Here is a 15,568-nt window from a genome sequence, read left to right on the forward strand (position 1 = left end):
CGCTCCCGCCCGACGGGATCCTCGCCCGGTGTCGCAGTGCCGGCGGGGTGTCCCGGGGACTGCGGAGGCAAAAGATCGGATAGCGTCGGTGTCATGCCCGACAGCGGTTACCCCTGGCCGATTTCGACGACCCGACTGGACAACGGCCTGCGCGTGGTGGTCAGCGAGGACCGCACCGCCCCGGCGGTCGCGGTCAACCTCTGGTACGACGTGGGCTCCCGGCACGAGCCGGCCGGCCAGACGGGCTTCGCCCACCTCTTCGAACACCTGATGTTCGAGGGGTCGACGCACGTCGCGAAGACCGAGCACATGAAGCTGGTCCAGGGGGCCGGTGGCTCGCTGAACGCCACCACCAACCCGGACCGCACCAACTACTTCGAGACGGTCCCGGCGGAGCACCTCGAGCTGGCCCTCTGGCTGGAGGCCGACCGGATGGGCGGGCTGGTGCCGGCGCTGACCCAGGAGACGCTCGACAACCAGCGCGACGTGGTCAAGAACGAGCGGCGGCAACGCTACGAGAACGTGCCCTACGGCGACGCCTGGCTGCGGCTGCTGCCGCTGCTCTACCCGCCGGGCCACCCGTACCATCACGCCACCATCGGGTCGATGGCCGATCTGAACGCCGCCGACCTGGCCACCTTCCAGGCGTTCCACCGGACCTACTACGCGCCGAACAACGCCGTGCTCACCGTGGTCGGCGACACCACAGTGGACGAGGTGGTCTCCCTGGCCGACAGGTACTTCGGCGCGATCCCGCCCCGGCCCGACATTCCGCCGGCACCGGACGGCCGAGTGGTACCGGCCACCGGAGTCCCCGCCGAGGAGACGGTGGTCACCGACGTCCCGGCACCCCGGGTGTACGTCGCGCACCGCACCTACCCGTTCGGCACCCCCGGGTACGACGTGATGACGGTGCTGGCCACCGTGCTGGGCAGCGGTCGGGGCAGCCGCCTCTACCAGCGTCTCGCCGACGGTGAACGGATCGCCCAGCCCGATCTGGTCGGGGCGTACGGGGTGGACCTGGCGCACGCTCCGGCGCCGCTGATCGCCACCGCCACCGCCCGCCCGTCGGTCACCGGTGAGCAGGTGGCCGCCGGGCTCGCCCAGGTGGTCGACGAGCTGGCGACCGTGCCGGTCACCGCAGCCGAACTGGACCGGGCGAAGGCACTGCTGACCACCGCATGGTGGCGACAGATGTCCACCGTGGATGGTAGGGCGGACGCGCTCAGCCGGTACGCCACCCAGTTCGGTGACCCGGCCGTGGTGGCCGAACGGTTACCTGCCTGGCTCGCGGTGACCGCCGGGCAGATCACCGAGGCGGCGGCCGAGGTGCTCGGCGCGGGCGACCGGGCGACCCTGATCTACCTTCCGGAGGGAAAGCAGTGACCGCGATCAGTGATCGGCGTTGCCCGGTTGGGTGTGCGACACCGGCACCGGCCAGCTCTGCAGCCGCGAACGAGAGGAACGACAGGTGACCCTGATCGCAGATCGTCCCGGCCCGGGCACCGCCCGCCCGTACCGCTTCCCCCCGGTGGTCCGTCGCTCCGTCGCCGGTGGCGAGGTCGTCGCCGCGCACCTGCCGGGGCAGAACCTCGCCGTGGCGATGCTGCTGCTGGACGCGGGTGCCGGGCGGGAACCGGTGGGCCGCGAAGGGCTCGGCGGGGTGCTGGCCAAGGCGCTGGAGGAGGGCACCTCACAACGGGACGCCACCGCGTACGCGCTGGCCATCGAGGCCCTCGGCACCGAGTTGGTGACCGGGCTGGACTGGGACACCTTCCAGGCGAGTGTGCAGGTGCCGGTGGGCCGGCTGGGCGCGGCGGTGGAACTGCTCGCCGAGGCGGTACGCACCCCGAGGCTGGATCCGGACGACGTCCGTCGGGTACGTGACGACGAGGTGACCGCGTTGCGGATGGACTGGGCCAACCCGGGGCCGCGCGCCGAGGCCGCGCTCCGCGCCGACCTGTTCGGTGCCGGCAACCGCTGGGGCCGCCCGATGTACGGTGACCCCGACTCGGTGGCCGGCCTGGACGTGGAGGACGTCAACGTCTTCCACTCGGAGTGGTTCATCCGTCCGGGCACCCTCGTCGTGGCCGGCGACCTGGACCGGCTCGACCTGGATGCCCTCGCCGCCACCGCGTTCACCGGCACCGGTGGCGGGCCGGTCGACCGGGGGGAGCCGATCGAGGTGCCGACGCGGGGCGGGCGGCGGATCATCCTCGTCGACCGGCCCGGTTCGGTGCAGTCCACGTTGCGGCTCGGCCACCCCGGACCGCACCGGGCCCACCCGGATCATGTCCCTGTCGCGCTCGCCGGCACGGTGCTCGGCGGGGCGTTCACCTCCCGGCTGAACCACCTCATCAGGGAGGTCCGCGGCTACACCTACGGAATCCGGGGTGACTTCGGCTCGTCCCGCCGGTTCGGCCGGTTCGCGGTCAGCTCGAACGTGCAGACCGCCGTCACCGCACCGGCGCTCGTCGAGGCGGTCGGGGAGATTGCGCGTACCCAGGCCGGTGGGGTGACCGAGGACGAGTTGGCGGTGGCCCGGTCCTGGCGGGCGGGTCAACTTTCGGTCGAGTTGCAGAGCCCCCGGGCGATCGCCGGGGCACTGAGCACGCTCGTGGTGCACGACCTGCCGGACGACTACCACGCCCGGCTGCGTGAGGAACTGCTCGGCGCCCAGGTCACCCAGGTCTCGGCTGCCGCCACCACGCACCTGCGCCCCGACTCGCTGACCCTGGTGGTGGAGGGTGACGCCGCAGTGATCAGGGACGAACTGGTGGCCACCGGTCTCGGCGAGCTGATCGACCATCCGCCACGAGTTTGATCGACCGGAGGTGTGACGTCGATCGCGGTGCAGGTGAGTGAGGCTGAGATGCTGCGGCCGGTCACCGTGGTGCGACGCTGTTCTTCCGGTGGAACCGGCCGGTAAGGGGCGACTGTCCCGAACCGGCCCGGCTCGGTACTGCCGCTGGCTCTCCGCCAGTGGGAATGCGTTCCCCGCCCGGACGTCGGGCTGGGTAGCCTCGCGGGCATGAGGATCGGCATTGTGGGTGCCACCGGCCAGGTCGGTGGTGTGATGCGGCAGGTGCTGGCGGAGCGGAACTTCCCGGCGGAGCAGCTGCGGCTTTTCGCCTCGGCACGCTCAGCCGGGCGTACGCTCCCGTGGCGTGGCGAGGAGATCACGGTCGAGGACGCGGCCACCGCGGACTACTCGGGGCTGGACATCGTGCTCTTCTCGGCCGGTAAGGGGTCCGCCAAGGAGCTGGCGCCGCGGGTGGCCGCTGCGGGGGCCGTCGTCATCGACAACTCTTCGGCGTACCGGATGGACCCGCAGGTGCCGTTGGTCGTCGCCGAGGTCAACCCGCACGCCGCCGCCGATCGCCCCAGGGGCATCATCGCCAACCCGAACTGCACCACCATGGCCGCGATGCCGGTTCTGCGTCCGCTGCACGACGAGGCGGAGCTGGTCGCCCTGGTCGTCGCGACCTACCAGGCGGTCTCCGGTGCCGGCCTGGCCGGCGTCGCCGAGCTGGACGAGCAGGTGCGCAAGGTCGCCGAGACGGCCACCGGACTGACCTTCGACGGCGGCGCGGTGGACTTTCCCGCCCCCCGTTCGTTTGCCCGTCCGATCGCCTTCAACGTGCTCCCACTGGCCGGTTCGATCGTCGACGACGGGTCCGCGGAGACCGACGAGGAACAGAAGCTCCGCAACGAGAGCCGCAAGATCCTGGAGATTCCCGACCTGAAGGTCTCCGGCACCTGTGTGCGCGTTCCGGTCTTCACCGGTCACTCGCTTCAGCTGCACGCCCGCTTCGCCCGGCCGATCAGCCCGCAGCGGGCGTACGAGCTGCTTGCTGACGCACCGGGCGTCGCGCTCTCCGACGTGCCGACCCCGTTGCAGGCAGCCGGTCAGGACCCGACGTTCGTGGGCCGGATCCGGGTCGACGAAACCGTCGAGCACGGTCTTGCGCTCTTCTGCACCGGTGACAACCTGCGCAAGGGCGCCGCGCTGAACGCCGTGCAGTTGGCCGAGCTGGTCGCCGCCGAGAGCTGAGACACACCGGGTCAGTGCTGCGGCCGGGCCAGGTCCGGTGTGCCCGACGGCGACGTTACCGACTGCGCAGGTCGGGTAGACCCCTGGTTGCCCGACACCCAGAGGGAGGCGCCATGACAACGGTCGGAGAGTTCATGACGACCCGGTTGGTGACCATGGACGGCAGCGCCACGCTCGTCGCGGCGGCCCAGCAGATGCGTGACTCCGCGATCGGTGACGTGGTGGTGACCGACGGCGACAGCGTGGTCGGCATCATCACGGACCGGGACATCACGGTCCGGGGCGTGGCGGAGAGCATGGATCCGGACACGACCCGACTGAGCCAGATCACCACCAAGGATGTGGTGACGGTCAGTCAGTACGACGCGGCGGTCGCCGCCGCCGACCTGATGCGGACGTACGCCGTACGACGGTTGCCGGTGGTGGAGGACGGCAAACTGATCGGTCTGGTGTCGATGGGTGATCTGGCGGTGGAGCGGGAGCCCCAGTCGGTGCTCGCCGACATCAGCGCTGACGACCCCAACAACTGATCACCTCGGCCGAGGCGAAGCCGGTCCCCGAGTCGTCGGGGGCCGGCTTCGTGCCGCTCGGGCTGCCACCGGACGCCCCGGTCACCGGCCGATCCCACAGGATCGCCCGAAGCGGGTGAGGTTGAGTCACCGGGCGCCGGGGACCCCTCTGCGGGATATCGAGCGAGTGGGAGGAGGGCCCGATGGTGGACGCGACCACGCGGTTCTTCGAGGACCTCGACCAGCAGGGATACGAACCCCTGCTGGCGAAGTCCTCCGGGGCCGTGCGTTTCGACCTGCACGAGGGGCCGCAGACGACGCACTGGCTGATCCGGATCGACCGGGGAAGCGTCGAGGTCAGCCGGCAGGACAAGGAGGCGGACACGGTGGTCGGCACCAGTCCCGCGCTCTTCGAGGAACTGGTCACCGGTCGGGAGAACGGGCTGGCGGCGCTGTTACGGGGGGACATGACGGTCACCGGTGACGCCCGTCTGGTGGTGCAGGTCGAACGGATCTTTCCCGGGTCGCCGTACGCCAGGGGACCGCAGCGCTACCGGAAGGGGGTGCAGTGATGGCGCCCAGCCACACCGTACGGATTCTCGACGGCAACAACTTCGTCGTCTGCGAGGCCACCGGGGACATCGAGGCGACACCCACCGAACCGACCGGACTGTTCTCCATCGACACGCGTTTCCTCTCCAAGTGGGTGCTGACCGTCAACGGGGAGCGACTGAACGCTCTCTCCTACGACGACCTGCAGTACTACGAGTCGCGTTTCTTCCTGGTGCCCGGCCTGGCCACCCACTACGTGGACGCCAAACTCTCCGTCATCCGGGAGCGGGCGGTCGGTGGGAGCTTCCGGGAGCACATCACCATCCTCAACCACGACGAGAAGGCGGTCGATCTGGAGGTCCGAATGGACGCCGGGTGCGATTTCGCCGACCTGTTCGAGGTCAAGGACGAAATTCTCAACAAGAAGGGCGAGATCTACTCCGAGGCCGAACCGGACCGGCTGCGCCTGGGCTACCGACGCGGCAACTTCAAGCGCGAGACGATCATCTCGTCGTCCGCGCCGGCCCGGTACGACCGGAACGGCTTCGCGTACTCCATCCACCTTGAACCGAACGAGCAGTGGGACACTTCCGTCGACGTGCAGACCCTGGCCCTCGGCCCGGGCGGTCGGGACCTGCGCCTCGGGGTTCGGGTGCACGGTAACGAGCGGCTCGCCCTGCAACACGACCTGGAGGAGTGGATCGCGAAGGCGCCGAAGGTGAACAGCGAGCACGACCAGGTGGCCGCGACGTACCGCAAGTGCATCGTCGACCTGGCGGCGCTGCGCTTCTCGCCGCTGTCGCTCGGCGGGCAGACCCTGCCCGCCGCCGGCCTGCCCTGGTTCATGACCATGTTCGGCCGGGACAGCATCCTCACCTGTCTGCAGACACTGCCGTTCACGCCGGAACTGAGCGCGACGACGCTGCGGATCCTGGCCTCCCTGCAGGGCACCCGGTTCGACGACTTCCGGGAGGAGGATCCCGGGCGGATCCTGCACGAGATGCGGTACGGCGAGAGCGCGGCGTTCGAGGAACAGCCACACTCGCCGTACTACGGGGCGGTCGACTCGACACCGCTGTTCGTGGTGCTGCTCGACGAGTACGAGCAGTGGAGCGGTGACGCCGCGTTGGTGAGAGAGGTGGAACAGGAGTGCCGCCGGGCCTTCAAGTGGATCGACGACCATGCTGACCTGGTCGGCAACGGCTACATCTGGTACGAGCGGCGCAACACCGACACCGGCCTGGAGAACCAGTGTTGGAAGGACTCCTGGGACTCCATCTCCTACCGCGACGGGACGCTGCCGCCGTTTCCCCGGGCCACCTGCGAGGTGCAGGGGTACGCGTACGACGCGAAGATGCGTGGCGCACGGCTGGCCCGCGAGTTCTGGGACGACCCGGCGTACGCCGACCAGTTGGAGCGTGAGGCTGCTGCCCTGAAGGAACGGTTCAACCGGGACTGGTGGGTCGAGGACGGCGGCTACTACGCGCTCGCGCTCGACCCGGACGGGCGGCAGTGCGACGTGCTCAGCTCCAACATCGGCCACCTGTTGTGGAGCGGCATCGTCGACGACGACCGGGCCGAGCAGATCGCCAACCACCTGGTCGGTCCGCGGCTGTTCACCGGCTGGGGGGTGCGGACCCTGGCCGAGGGCGAGGTTCGCTACAACCCGATCGGCTACCACAATGGCACCGTCTGGCCGTTCGACACCTCGTTCTGCGCCTGGGGTCTGCGGCGGTACGGCTTCGCGGAGGAGGCTGCCGTCGTCGCCAACGGCATCCTGGATGCCGCCCAATACTTCGACGGCCGGTTGCCGGAGGCCTTCGGCGGATACCCGCGTGAGCAGACCAAGTTTCCGGTGGAGTACCCGACGGCGTGCAGCCCGCAGGCATGGTCGACCGGGGCCCCGCTGCTGCTGCTGCGTACGATGCTCGGCCTCGAACCGCACGAGGGGCACCTGGCGGTCGAGCCGCGGTTGCCCGTGGGCATGGGTCGGATCGAGGTGCTCGACATCCCGGGTCGTTGGGGGCGGGTGGACGCGTTCGCTCGTGGTCGGCTCGACCTGCACTCGCTCGCCGGGTGACCGGTACGGCCGGGTCGCCGGTGCGGGCGACGGGCGACCCGGCCGCGTCCGCGGGATATGGTTAGACACCCACGGTCCCTACCGACGCGTAACCTACTCGGGGTAAAGTTTCGGGATGCCGGAACTCGTGTACCCGCCCGTGATCGCCGCCGCCCGGACGATGTTCCGGGCCCTCGACCTGAAGCTCACCGTCGAGGGCGACCACCACGTTCCCCGTACCGGCGGAGCGGTCCTGGCCAGCAACCACGTCAGCTACCTGGACTTCATTTTCTGCGGCCTGGGCGCCCTCGCGTCCCGGCGCCTCGTCCGGTTCATGGCCAAGGACTCGGTGTTCCGGCACCGGGTGTCCGGGCCCCTGATGCGCGGAATGCGACACATCCCGGTGGATCGACGTGCCGGTGCCGACTCGTACGCCGCCGCGGTCGCGGCACTGCGCTCAGGCGAGGTGGTCGGGGTGTTCCCCGAGGCCACGATCAGCCGCTCCTTCACCGTCAAGGACCTCAAGAGCGGGGCCACCCGGATGGCCCGGGAGGCACAGGTGCCGGTGCTGCCGGTCGCGCTCTGGGGCACGCAGCGGCTGTGGACGAAGGGGCGCCCGCGTACGCTCACCCGCCGGCACACCCCGATCACCATCATCGTGGGTGAGCCGATGGACCCGGCCGCGTACCAGGACCCCGCCGCGATGACCGAGGAACTGCGGACCCGGCTCACCGCGCTCGTCGACCGGGCCCAGCGGGAGTACCCGGACCAGCCGGACACACCAGCGGACCGGTGGTGGCTGCCGGCTCATCTCGGCGGCAGCGCGCCGACCCCGCAGGAGGCCGCGGTGCTCGACTCCGACGACAGGCGCTCCGCGAACCGCTGAGCCGTCGGACGCGGCAGGTCGACGCCGTGGACCTAACGCTGGCCGGAGGCGGCATCGTACGATCGTGCGTCGGTGTGCCTGGGCCGGTAGTAGTCGTCGCGGGAGTGGAACTCCACGGGCAGGGCACCGGGCAGCAGCACCCGCCCCGCGCCGCCGAGTGACGAGGCCCGGGCGAGGCGTGCGAGCGCGTCCCGCTCCGGTGGGGACAGGTCCACCAGCTCCGGCCGGACCAGCCGGAACGTGGCGACCAGGTGGCGCAGCTGCCGGGCGATCTGGGTTATCCGGCCCTCGGGACCGACCAGGGCGAGCGCGGGCTGCCGGATCGTCCTAAGCGCGTCGCAGACCACGAGCAACGTGGCCCGGTCGCCGTCGTCGGCCGTTGACAGCTCCAACCGGGAAGGCCACTGCCAGCGGATCTGCCCGCTGACCAACCCGGGCAGCCGGGTGGCTCCGCCCCGAGTGGCGCCCACGGCAGCCAGCTGCGTGCTCCCACCCACGTACGCCAGCCGGTGATCGGTGACGGTGAGGGTCACCGGAGCGGGCAGCCCCCAAGCCCGGTAGGCGTCGCTGGGACCGAGTAGATAACCCGCCACGTCCACCCGGCTACGGTCGAGCACCCGTTCGCCGCTCTCCGGCACCAGTTCGTGGTGCCGGTCCAGCAGCGGGCCTGAGCCGTCGTGCGCCGCGTCGAACCGATGCGGCGCGATGAAGAACGGGGACGCGTCACTGCGCATCGTCGAAACCTCCGGGGCGGACGGCAACTGTCCACGAGCCTGGTCGAATCGTCCGTCGCTGTCATGACGGTCGTTAGGGGGTCGGCTGATCGGTCGACGCACGCGACCGGTAGATACCAATCTCCTCTGGTCGTACGAGTCCATCCTCGATCGCCCGGGCGAGCAGCGCCGCCTTCGTGGCAGCCGGCCGGCCCGCCCGCGTGTACTTGATCCGTGCCCGGTCGACGTACTGCTTGACGGTGTGTTCGCTGATCCGCATCCGCCGGGCCACCGACGCCTTGGACATCGACTGGAACCACAACAGCAGTGCCTCGCGTTCCTTGTCGGACAGCACCGGACGGTCCGGTCGCGGATCGCCCACCATCGCGCCGGCCAGCGAAGGAGCGACGTAAGGTCGGTCGCTCGCCGCGTCCAGCACGGTCGCCACACAGTGCTCGCGCCCCTCGTGCTTGGCAAGGAACGCCACCGCCCCGGCATCGAGCGCGGCAAGCATCGTCGCCGGATCGGAGTGCTCGGAGTAAACCACCACGCGTTTCCCGGCGGAACTCAACTCGGCGAGTTTGTCCAGCACCAACCGGCCGTGCAACCGCAGGTCGAGCAGGACCACATCGGCCTGCGGTGCCGTCCGTAGCACCTCGTCCGGATCGTCGCCGGTGGCCAGTACGGTCAATCGGGAGTCGGCGGCGAGCCAGGCGCGTACCCCGTCGATGACCACCGGGTGGTCGTCCACGATCGCCACACCGACGGGCCGTCCCGGCATCACCGGTGCCAGCGCGTCTGCGTCCATCTGATCTTCCCGTCCCGTTCGTAGAGGTGCTCCACCTGCCCGTCGTCCTCATCCCCGGTGGGCCCGGTGGTGTCCGGGCCCTCCCCGTCGGGTGTGACGAGACTGACCACCACCTCGTCGGGGCTGGAGACGACTGTCAACCGGGCCCAGTCCCGTGCGTCGGCGAGGCCGGCGGTGAGGGGGTCGGCCAGGTTTCGGCGGACCCCCACCGGCAACGGTGGCGGTGTACCGATGGTGACCAGGTCGATCGGCAGACCGTTGCGCTCGGCCAGATCGGCTGCGGCCCGCAGTTCGTGCAGCAGCGGATGGGGCACGTCGTCGGACTCGGCGATCAGGCGACGCAGCCGGGCAGCGGCGTGCATGCAGCGCCGCTGCACCTGCGGGTCGGCCGGGTCGACCCGCCCACGAGCCAGCTCGGTGAGGACCTCGCTGGCGGCGCGACTGACCAGACCCAGCCGCTTGCCCCGCTCCTGTCGAGCCTGTTCGGCGGCTTCCCGCTCGGCGACCATGGCGTTCGCGGTCGCCGCCGTGGCAGCCCGCTGCCGGGACAACGCCGCCAGCGCCATCGCCCCGGTGAAGACCGCCACCGGCAACGACGACGTGCCATAGATGGCCATCGTGGCTCGGGCCAGGTCGGCGGCGCTCGTCGCATCGTGCAGCACCACGGCGACCATCGCGGTGGCCGCGTGCACCCCCAGCAGGACGAGCAGCCGGCGTACCGGCTGCCCCCAGATCGCCACCAGGAAGAACCAGGCGAGGGTGCCCCACACCCAGTTCGCCGGGCTGATCAGGTGGGCCCGGCCCACGGTGGCGAAAACCGCCACGTCGACGACAAGCAGCAGGCCGGCCAGCGGCGCCGCCGGTAACGGTATGTCGCGCAGCAGCCGGCTTCCGGCGATCACGCCGAGGGCCGCCACGAGGAGCCAGCCGCCGATGACCACCTCGGGAACGGCCAGGGTGGACCAGGCGGCCAGTACCGCCGGCAGTCCGATGGTCAGATGCCAGACCAGCGCGATGGTGATCGCGACGATGCGGGCACCCCGATCGGAGGCACGGGCGACCGCAGCAGCTGCCGGTACTGTGTCGAATTCGTCGGAGGCCGGCCTGGCGCGCTGGTCGGGAACCGCAGTCGACCGGGGCGGCCGGGGAAGGAACGTCGCACGCCTGAACTTTTGTCGGAACGTCGCGTTGTGAACCCCCGGGTTTCCGGACAGTCGTTCAGCCGACATCCGACCACTCCAACCGGATTCGGGTGCCCTGACCGGGTGCGGAGTCGACATCGACGTGTCCACCGATCGTCGCCATCCGGCCGTGTACCGATTCGCGTAGACCGTACCGGTGCGCCGGAACCGCGTCCGGGTCGAAGCCGGGACCGTCGTCGACCACCTCGACCGTGACGGTGCCGGCGAGCCACCGCAGTCGCAGGGACACCCGTGCGCCGGGAGCGTGGTTGGCCGCATTCGCCAGCGCGGCGTGCGCGCTTTCCGCGACCGCCTCCGCGACGGACGCCGTCACCGTGCACGGTGGTAGGTCGGCGGCGACCGGTAGGCCGGGCAGCCGGGCGAGCACCGCGCGGAGTCGCTCGTCCAGTCGGGCCGTCGCATCGTGTGGCACCGAGCGTGCCTCCGCCAGGGCGGCGAGGGTATGCAGGTCGGCGGCGCATCTCTCGCGTAGCGCCGGAGAGGGTCCGCTCACCGCGCCCTGCCCGACCATGGTGAGCGTCGCCAGGACCGTGTCGTGCAGATCGCGGTTCTGGCGTCGTTCCGCCTCACGGGCGATCCGGGCGACCATGGCGTGACGGGTGGCCCGCTGAGCGGCCACGAAGGTGGTGTCGGCCCGGGCGATGCGTCGGCGCATCACTGCCGTCAGCATCGCCGCGCAACCGGTCTGGGCCAGCAGGGTGACCGCGTGGGCCCTCGCCTCCGTCGGGTTCCCGGCCGTGTGCGCGCCCGTGGTGTACGCGACGACGACGAGCAGCCCGGCCGGAACCGACATTCGGGCCGTCCCGGTCGCCTGCGCATTGATCACGGTGGTACTCGCCAGCACGGCGATCCAGCTGGCCTCACCGGGCAGCACCTCAGGAGCGACCAGGACCGGGATCGCGAGACACGCAGCGCTGGTCAGGGCCACATCGGCGGCGACGAACGACACGCCGAGGTCGACGCGCCAGGCACGCACCGTGTACCAGACGGCCCACCCGGTCAGCACGAGTACGGCGGGCAGCAGCAGCTCCGTGCGGACCGGCGGGGTACGTACGGCGGGCGCCACGAGGAGACAGAACAGTCCACACGACAGCCGGAGCAGTGCAGGTAGCCGGCTGAAGATGAACGCGAACGCGCCGGCGGCCGGCGGGTCGTTCGGGGCGGGTGGCGTGGTCGGACTGGGCACGGCCGGCATCGGGTAGGCGTCCTTTGCGACAAACGACCCGATCCGGGCCCGAACAGCGGAGATCGACGCCGGAGAATAACACGCGGCAGCCGGGCGAGCGACCGTCGGTGACGTACGTGTCGACCTTCGGTCGCTGACCCGTGACGCTCGGCTGGGGCGGTGTCGGAGCCGTACCCGTCGCGCAGGCGCGGTCGGCGGATCAGTCGAGCCGGTTGGCGACGATCACCGGGGTGGTTTGGTTGAGGCCCCCGACTTCGTGAGGAACGCGCGGACGAGGTCGGCAACCTGGGCGGCGGCGGTCTCAAGAAGGAAGTGGCCACCATCGAGAAGGTGGATCTCCGCGTCGGGTAGGTCGTCGGCGAAGGCTTTGGCCCCATCGGGCCCGAAGATCTGGTCGCCGCGCCCCCATACGGCCAGCAGCGGCACCCGGGTGGTGCGGAAGTACTCGTGCAGCCTCGGGTACAGGGGCGGATTGGTTGCGTAGTCGGCGAACAGCTTCAGTTGCACCGCGTCGTTGCCCGGCCGGGACACGAGGCGGAAGTCGTGCCACCACACCGTCGGGTCGACCAGGCTCTCGTCCGGCACTCCGGTGAGGTACTGCCACCGGATCGCCTCCAGGCTGAGCGCGGCGCGTAGGCCGGCCTCGGTCCGGGGGTTCTGCTCGCGGTGGTACTCCCATACCGGCTGCCAGAAGTCGGGGACGAAACCCGCGTCGTAGCCGTTGCCGTTCTGGGTGACGATCGCGGTGATCGCTGCCGGATCGCGCAGGGCGAGCCGCCAGCCGATCGGGGCGCCGTAGTCCTGGACGTAGATGGCGTAGCGGTCTACGCCGAGTTGGCCGAGCAGGCCGGCGGTGATCTCGGCCAGGGCGTCGAAGGTGTACTCGAACTCGTCCACGGGTGGTGCGTCGGACAGGCCGAAGCCGAGGTGGTCCGGCGCGATGACGCGGTGGTCCGTGGCGAGCGGTCCGATCAGGTTGCGGAACATGAACGAGCTGGTCGGATAGCCGTGCAGCAGGACGATGACCGGCGCGTCGGCGTGTCCGGCCTCGCGGTAGAAGACCTGATGCCCGGCGACGGTCGCGAAGCGATGACGGATCTCCGGCATTGCTAACCCCCTTGAAGGCCTAAGAAGGTTAGAGCAAAGCAGGTGATGCGGTAACCTGTCAAATGATCGATGGAGGTTAGAAGTGAGTGGGGTTCTGCTGGCGCTGCTGAACAGCACGCCGATCGTCCGCGGTACGAGGACCGATCAACTCGCCGACGACGAGTCCACCCGCCGGTGGCTGCGCGCCCAGGGGCTCACCGTCGAGGTCGGCGAGCGGCAGCTGCTGCGCGAGGCCCGGAACCGGTTACAGGCGGTGGTCCGCGCCGAGCAGAGCCCCGCCGCGCTCGAAGCCCTGCTGTCCGGGGTCGTCGCGCTCCCCACCGTCGACGATCAGGGCCTGACCTGGGAGATTCAGGCGACAGGTGCGCGGAAGGTGATAGTCGACGCGGTTGCCGAATGGGACGAACTGCGCCGGTCTCAACCAGGCCGGTTGCGACCGTGCGCAAACGACGAGTGTCACCTGTTCCTGCTCGACCGGAGCAGGTCCAACAGTGCACGCTGGTGTTCCATGGCAACCTGCGGCAACCGGCTCAAGGCCCGGCGTCACCACGAGCGCGCGGTACGCCAGGCAGGTGACAGTCCACCACCCGCCGACCAGGACCGTCCCGCTCGGCGGTGAACCTCACCGTCACCGGGTCGTCGACACCGCCGAGGCGCCCCCATCGGCCTGAGGCGCACCCGGGGCATGTCAGTTGTGGAGACGAACTTCGTCACACATGACCGAGCCCGGGCCGTCCTTCGAGGGCGGCCCGGGCTCCGGCGTAGGCGTCAGGGCACCTGGTCGCCCTCGCCGGTGCGCTCCTGGGCCTGATCCACCGCCTTGTCGATGTGCTGGTCGTACTTTCCGCCGGTGCGCTCGTCGGCCATGTCGCCGGCCCGCTCCAGCCCTTGATCGACCTGCTTGTCGTGCTTGTCCGCCAAGTCCTTAGCCTTGCTCATGAAGTCACCCACGATGGTCCTCCTTTGCTAGAGCGACCTTCGTCAGGTTCCCTCAGCCCGTCGGTAGAAACATCGACAAATCGACACAAAATCCTCTTGTTGTCGCTCACCGTGGAGATTTCTCGCCGGCGAAACGCTGCCCGAGGCGACGGGAAAGCGATTCCTCATCCCCACCCGACCTGCCCTCCAGCACCACCACGAGTGTCGGTTCTCCTCGACAGCGGTATCCGTTGAGTGCCCGTGCCCAGCAGTGCCATCGCCCGACCACGGAGCTCGACCGGTCAGGCGCCGTAGGGGCGTTCAGCTCTCGCGGTCCGCAGGGCGCGGGCCCACCACGCCAGCTGGTCGAGCATCGTCTTCGCGGCGGCGTTACAGCCCTGCGGCTCGACCGGCCGGCCGGATGTGTCGAACCGCTCCCACACACCGTGGAAGCTGACGACGTCCCGGACGGTGATCGCGTGCACCTCGCTCAGAATCGGGCGCAAATGCTCGACCGCACGCAGACCGCCGGCAAGCCCTCCGTACGACACGAAGCCGACCGGCTTGGCCTGCCACTCCTTCAGATACCAGTCGACGACGTTCTTGAGCGAGGCGGGATAGCTGTGGTTGTACTCAGGTGTCACGAAGACGAACCCGTCCGCCGCCGCGAGTCGTGGGGCGAGTGCCCGAACCGGTGCGGGTTCCTCGCCCCGGTGGAAGTCCGGCAACTCGTACGGCAGGGCCGCCTCCACGAGGTCGACGAGGTCGAGTTCCATGTCGTCACGCTGCCGGACCTGTTCGGCGAACCAGCCGGCCACCACGGGGCCGAAGCGGGCTTTACGGGTGCTACCGACGATGACGGCGATCTTCAACAGTTCCGCGGACATAGCGAGGTTCCTTCCATCACTGGGCGGGTGGCGATCCCTCCGGGACCCTCGGCGGGCAGCCGGACACAGCGGTCTGTCACACACCGTTGCTCTGCCTCCACCGTCGCTCTTCAACCAAGGTTCAAGTCAAGTGCCGTGTCGCCATGACCGACGTTTCCGTCAGAGGGTTCACGGTGGGCGAATAGGCCGAGCGCAGCGGCGGTACAGCCGGGACGCGCTGCGCCGCATTGCGTATCGGATGCGGCTGTCACCACCTTCACGCCCGTCACCGCCACCACCGCCCCGGCCCGCGCTTCGACGTCGGTTCTCGCGGACGACTACGACACCTGGTGCGAGAGCAGCGGCACCTGCCACCGGATGATTGATGCCTCGCGCTACATCGGCGAGACGAAGGGCAACGCCACCTATGGCGACAGCAACGGGGTTGTCGGCAGTTTCGACGTGATCATCCGCAACAGCCTCCAGGGTCGGCGCGGCCGGTGGACCGTCTCCCTGATCTGGGACTACGGCCCGTCGCTGACCTTCAGCGACTCCTGGATCAACTGCTACGAGGTCATCGACAAGGGCTAGGTGACTGGTGTTAAACGCGGGTCGATCGGTCGGTGGTCTGTTCAGCCCGTGTGTTGACGGCTCGTTGGTTGGCGTGAAGGGGGTAGTCGCTGGGCTGGCTGATCGGTGGTTCGGCGG

At 69.8% G+C, this 15,568-nt stretch carries 16 protein-coding genes; 9 read left to right on the top strand and 7 right to left on the bottom strand.

Annotated elements, in window-relative coordinates; all coding sequences use genetic code 11:
- Positions 1–93: 93 nt before the first annotated feature.
- The 7 genes from HCA58_RS19975 to HCA58_RS20005 all read left to right on the top strand — a co-directional run bounded on the left by HCA58_RS19975 (position 94) and on the right by HCA58_RS20005 (position 8,060).
- Positions 94–1,386 carry a pitrilysin family protein gene (locus HCA58_RS19975; protein ID WP_169599362.1) on the top strand — a complete coding sequence of 431 codons (1,293 nt, stop codon included), beginning with the start codon at positions 94–96 and terminating at the stop codon, positions 1,384–1,386.
- Between the two features lie 85 nt (positions 1,387–1,471).
- On the top strand, positions 1,472–2,824 hold the full coding sequence (locus HCA58_RS19980; RefSeq protein ID WP_169599363.1) for a pitrilysin family protein: 1,353 nt from the start codon (positions 1,472–1,474) through the stop codon (positions 2,822–2,824).
- Between the two features lie 207 nt (positions 2,825–3,031).
- Positions 3,032–4,054 (top strand): aspartate-semialdehyde dehydrogenase, encoded by a 1,023-nt coding sequence (locus HCA58_RS19985; RefSeq protein WP_169599364.1) that lies wholly within the window; start codon positions 3,032–3,034, stop codon positions 4,052–4,054.
- A gap of 113 nt (positions 4,055–4,167) precedes the next feature.
- Entirely contained in the window at positions 4,168–4,584 is a 417-nt protein-coding gene (locus tag HCA58_RS19990; protein WP_169599365.1) for a CBS domain-containing protein, read from the top strand.
- A gap of 182 nt (positions 4,585–4,766) precedes the next feature.
- On the top strand, positions 4,767–5,135 hold the full coding sequence (locus tag HCA58_RS19995; RefSeq protein ID WP_169599366.1) for an SCP2 sterol-binding domain-containing protein: 369 nt from the start codon (positions 4,767–4,769) through the stop codon (positions 5,133–5,135).
- A complete protein-coding gene (locus HCA58_RS20000) occupies positions 5,135–7,195 on the top strand; it encodes a glycogen debranching N-terminal domain-containing protein (protein WP_169599367.1) in 2,061 nt (686 codons plus the stop codon). Before HCA58_RS19995 ends, HCA58_RS20000 begins: the two co-directional genes overlap by 1 nt.
- Positions 7,196–7,310: 115 nt before the next feature.
- Positions 7,311–8,060 carry a lysophospholipid acyltransferase family protein gene (locus HCA58_RS20005; protein WP_169599368.1) on the top strand — a complete coding sequence of 250 codons (750 nt, stop codon included), beginning with the start codon at positions 7,311–7,313 and terminating at the stop codon, positions 8,058–8,060.
- A 32-nt stretch (positions 8,061–8,092) separates the two neighbouring features.
- On the opposite strand, the gene HCA58_RS20010 is transcribed toward HCA58_RS20005, so the two are convergent.
- The 5 genes from HCA58_RS20010 to HCA58_RS20030 all read right to left on the bottom strand — a co-directional run bounded on the left by HCA58_RS20010 (position 8,093) and on the right by HCA58_RS20030 (position 13,076).
- A complete protein-coding gene (locus tag HCA58_RS20010) occupies positions 8,093–8,794 on the bottom strand; it encodes a hypothetical protein (protein WP_169599369.1) in 702 nt (233 codons plus the stop codon).
- Between the two features lie 73 nt (positions 8,795–8,867).
- Positions 8,868–9,581 carry a response regulator transcription factor gene (locus HCA58_RS20015; protein ID WP_169599370.1) on the bottom strand — a complete coding sequence of 238 codons (714 nt, stop codon included), beginning with the start codon at positions 9,579–9,581 and terminating at the stop codon, positions 8,868–8,870.
- On the bottom strand, positions 9,554–10,810 hold the full coding sequence (locus HCA58_RS20020) for a hypothetical protein (protein WP_205809176.1): 1,257 nt from the start codon (positions 10,808–10,810) through the stop codon (positions 9,554–9,556). The genes HCA58_RS20015 and HCA58_RS20020 overlap by 28 nt, the downstream gene beginning before the upstream one ends.
- Positions 10,800–11,978 carry an ATP-binding protein gene (locus HCA58_RS20025; RefSeq protein ID WP_169599371.1) on the bottom strand — a complete coding sequence of 393 codons (1,179 nt, stop codon included), beginning with the start codon at positions 11,976–11,978 and terminating at the stop codon, positions 10,800–10,802. The genes HCA58_RS20020 and HCA58_RS20025 overlap by 11 nt, the downstream gene beginning before the upstream one ends.
- Before the next feature lie 213 nt (positions 11,979–12,191).
- Positions 12,192–13,076, bottom strand: a complete 885-nt coding sequence (locus HCA58_RS20030; RefSeq protein ID WP_169599372.1) for an alpha/beta hydrolase — start codon at positions 13,074–13,076, stop codon at positions 12,192–12,194.
- 82 nt (positions 13,077–13,158) lie between these two features.
- Here HCA58_RS20030 and HCA58_RS20035 point away from each other — a divergent pair, with 82 nt between their 5' ends.
- Positions 13,159–13,695: a CGNR zinc finger domain-containing protein gene (locus HCA58_RS20035; protein WP_169599373.1), complete on the top strand. Its 537-nt coding sequence runs from the start codon at positions 13,159–13,161 to the stop codon at positions 13,693–13,695.
- Positions 13,696–13,844: 149 nt separating this feature from the next.
- Here the strand turns inward: HCA58_RS20035 and HCA58_RS20040 are convergent, their stop codons facing one another.
- Entirely contained in the window at positions 13,845–14,027 is a 183-nt protein-coding gene (locus HCA58_RS20040; protein WP_169599374.1) for an antitoxin, read from the bottom strand.
- Positions 14,028–14,296: 269 nt separating this feature from the next.
- Positions 14,297–14,881, bottom strand: a complete 585-nt coding sequence (locus tag HCA58_RS20045; RefSeq protein ID WP_169599375.1) for an NAD(P)H-dependent oxidoreductase — start codon at positions 14,879–14,881, stop codon at positions 14,297–14,299.
- Between the two features lie 357 nt (positions 14,882–15,238).
- Between HCA58_RS20045 and HCA58_RS20050 the strand changes: the two genes are divergently transcribed.
- Positions 15,239–15,451, top strand: coding sequence for a hypothetical protein (locus tag HCA58_RS20050; protein ID WP_169599376.1), 213 nt, complete (start codon positions 15,239–15,241; stop codon positions 15,449–15,451).
- The last annotated feature ends 117 nt before the right edge of the window (positions 15,452–15,568 follow it).

Source organism: Micromonospora sp. HNM0581 (assembly GCF_012726175.1).
GTDB lineage: Bacteria > Actinomycetota > Actinomycetes > Mycobacteriales > Micromonosporaceae > Micromonospora.

Excerpts from the sequence above, each read along its gene's own strand:
- HCA58_RS19975 (WP_169599362.1), top strand. The coding sequence starts at position 94 with ATGCCCGACAGCGGTTACCCCTGGCCGATTTCGACGACCCGACTGGAC.
- HCA58_RS19985 (WP_169599364.1), top strand. The coding sequence starts at position 3,032 with ATGAGGATCGGCATTGTGGGTGCCACCGGCCAGGTCGGTGGTGTGATG.
- HCA58_RS19990 (WP_169599365.1), top strand. The coding sequence starts at position 4,168 with ATGACAACGGTCGGAGAGTTCATGACGACCCGGTTGGTGACCATGGAC.
- HCA58_RS19995 (WP_169599366.1), top strand. The coding sequence starts at position 4,767 with ATGGTGGACGCGACCACGCGGTTCTTCGAGGACCTCGACCAGCAGGGA.
- HCA58_RS20000 (WP_169599367.1), top strand. The coding sequence starts at position 5,135 with ATGGCGCCCAGCCACACCGTACGGATTCTCGACGGCAACAACTTCGTC.
- HCA58_RS20005 (WP_169599368.1), top strand. The coding sequence starts at position 7,311 with ATGCCGGAACTCGTGTACCCGCCCGTGATCGCCGCCGCCCGGACGATG.
- HCA58_RS20010 (WP_169599369.1), bottom strand. The coding sequence starts at position 8,794 with ATGCGCAGTGACGCGTCCCCGTTCTTCATCGCGCCGCATCGGTTCGAC.
- HCA58_RS20015 (WP_169599370.1), bottom strand. The coding sequence starts at position 9,581 with ATGGACGCAGACGCGCTGGCACCGGTGATGCCGGGACGGCCCGTCGGT.
- HCA58_RS20020 (WP_205809176.1), bottom strand. The coding sequence starts at position 10,810 with ATGTCGGCTGAACGACTGTCCGGAAACCCGGGGGTTCACAACGCGACG.
- HCA58_RS20025 (WP_169599371.1), bottom strand. The coding sequence starts at position 11,978 with ATGCCGGCCGTGCCCAGTCCGACCACGCCACCCGCCCCGAACGACCCG.
- HCA58_RS20030 (WP_169599372.1), bottom strand. The coding sequence starts at position 13,076 with ATGCCGGAGATCCGTCATCGCTTCGCGACCGTCGCCGGGCATCAGGTC.
- HCA58_RS20045 (WP_169599375.1), bottom strand. The coding sequence starts at position 14,881 with ATGTCCGCGGAACTGTTGAAGATCGCCGTCATCGTCGGTAGCACCCGT.
- HCA58_RS20050 (WP_169599376.1), top strand. The coding sequence starts at position 15,239 with ATGATTGATGCCTCGCGCTACATCGGCGAGACGAAGGGCAACGCCACC.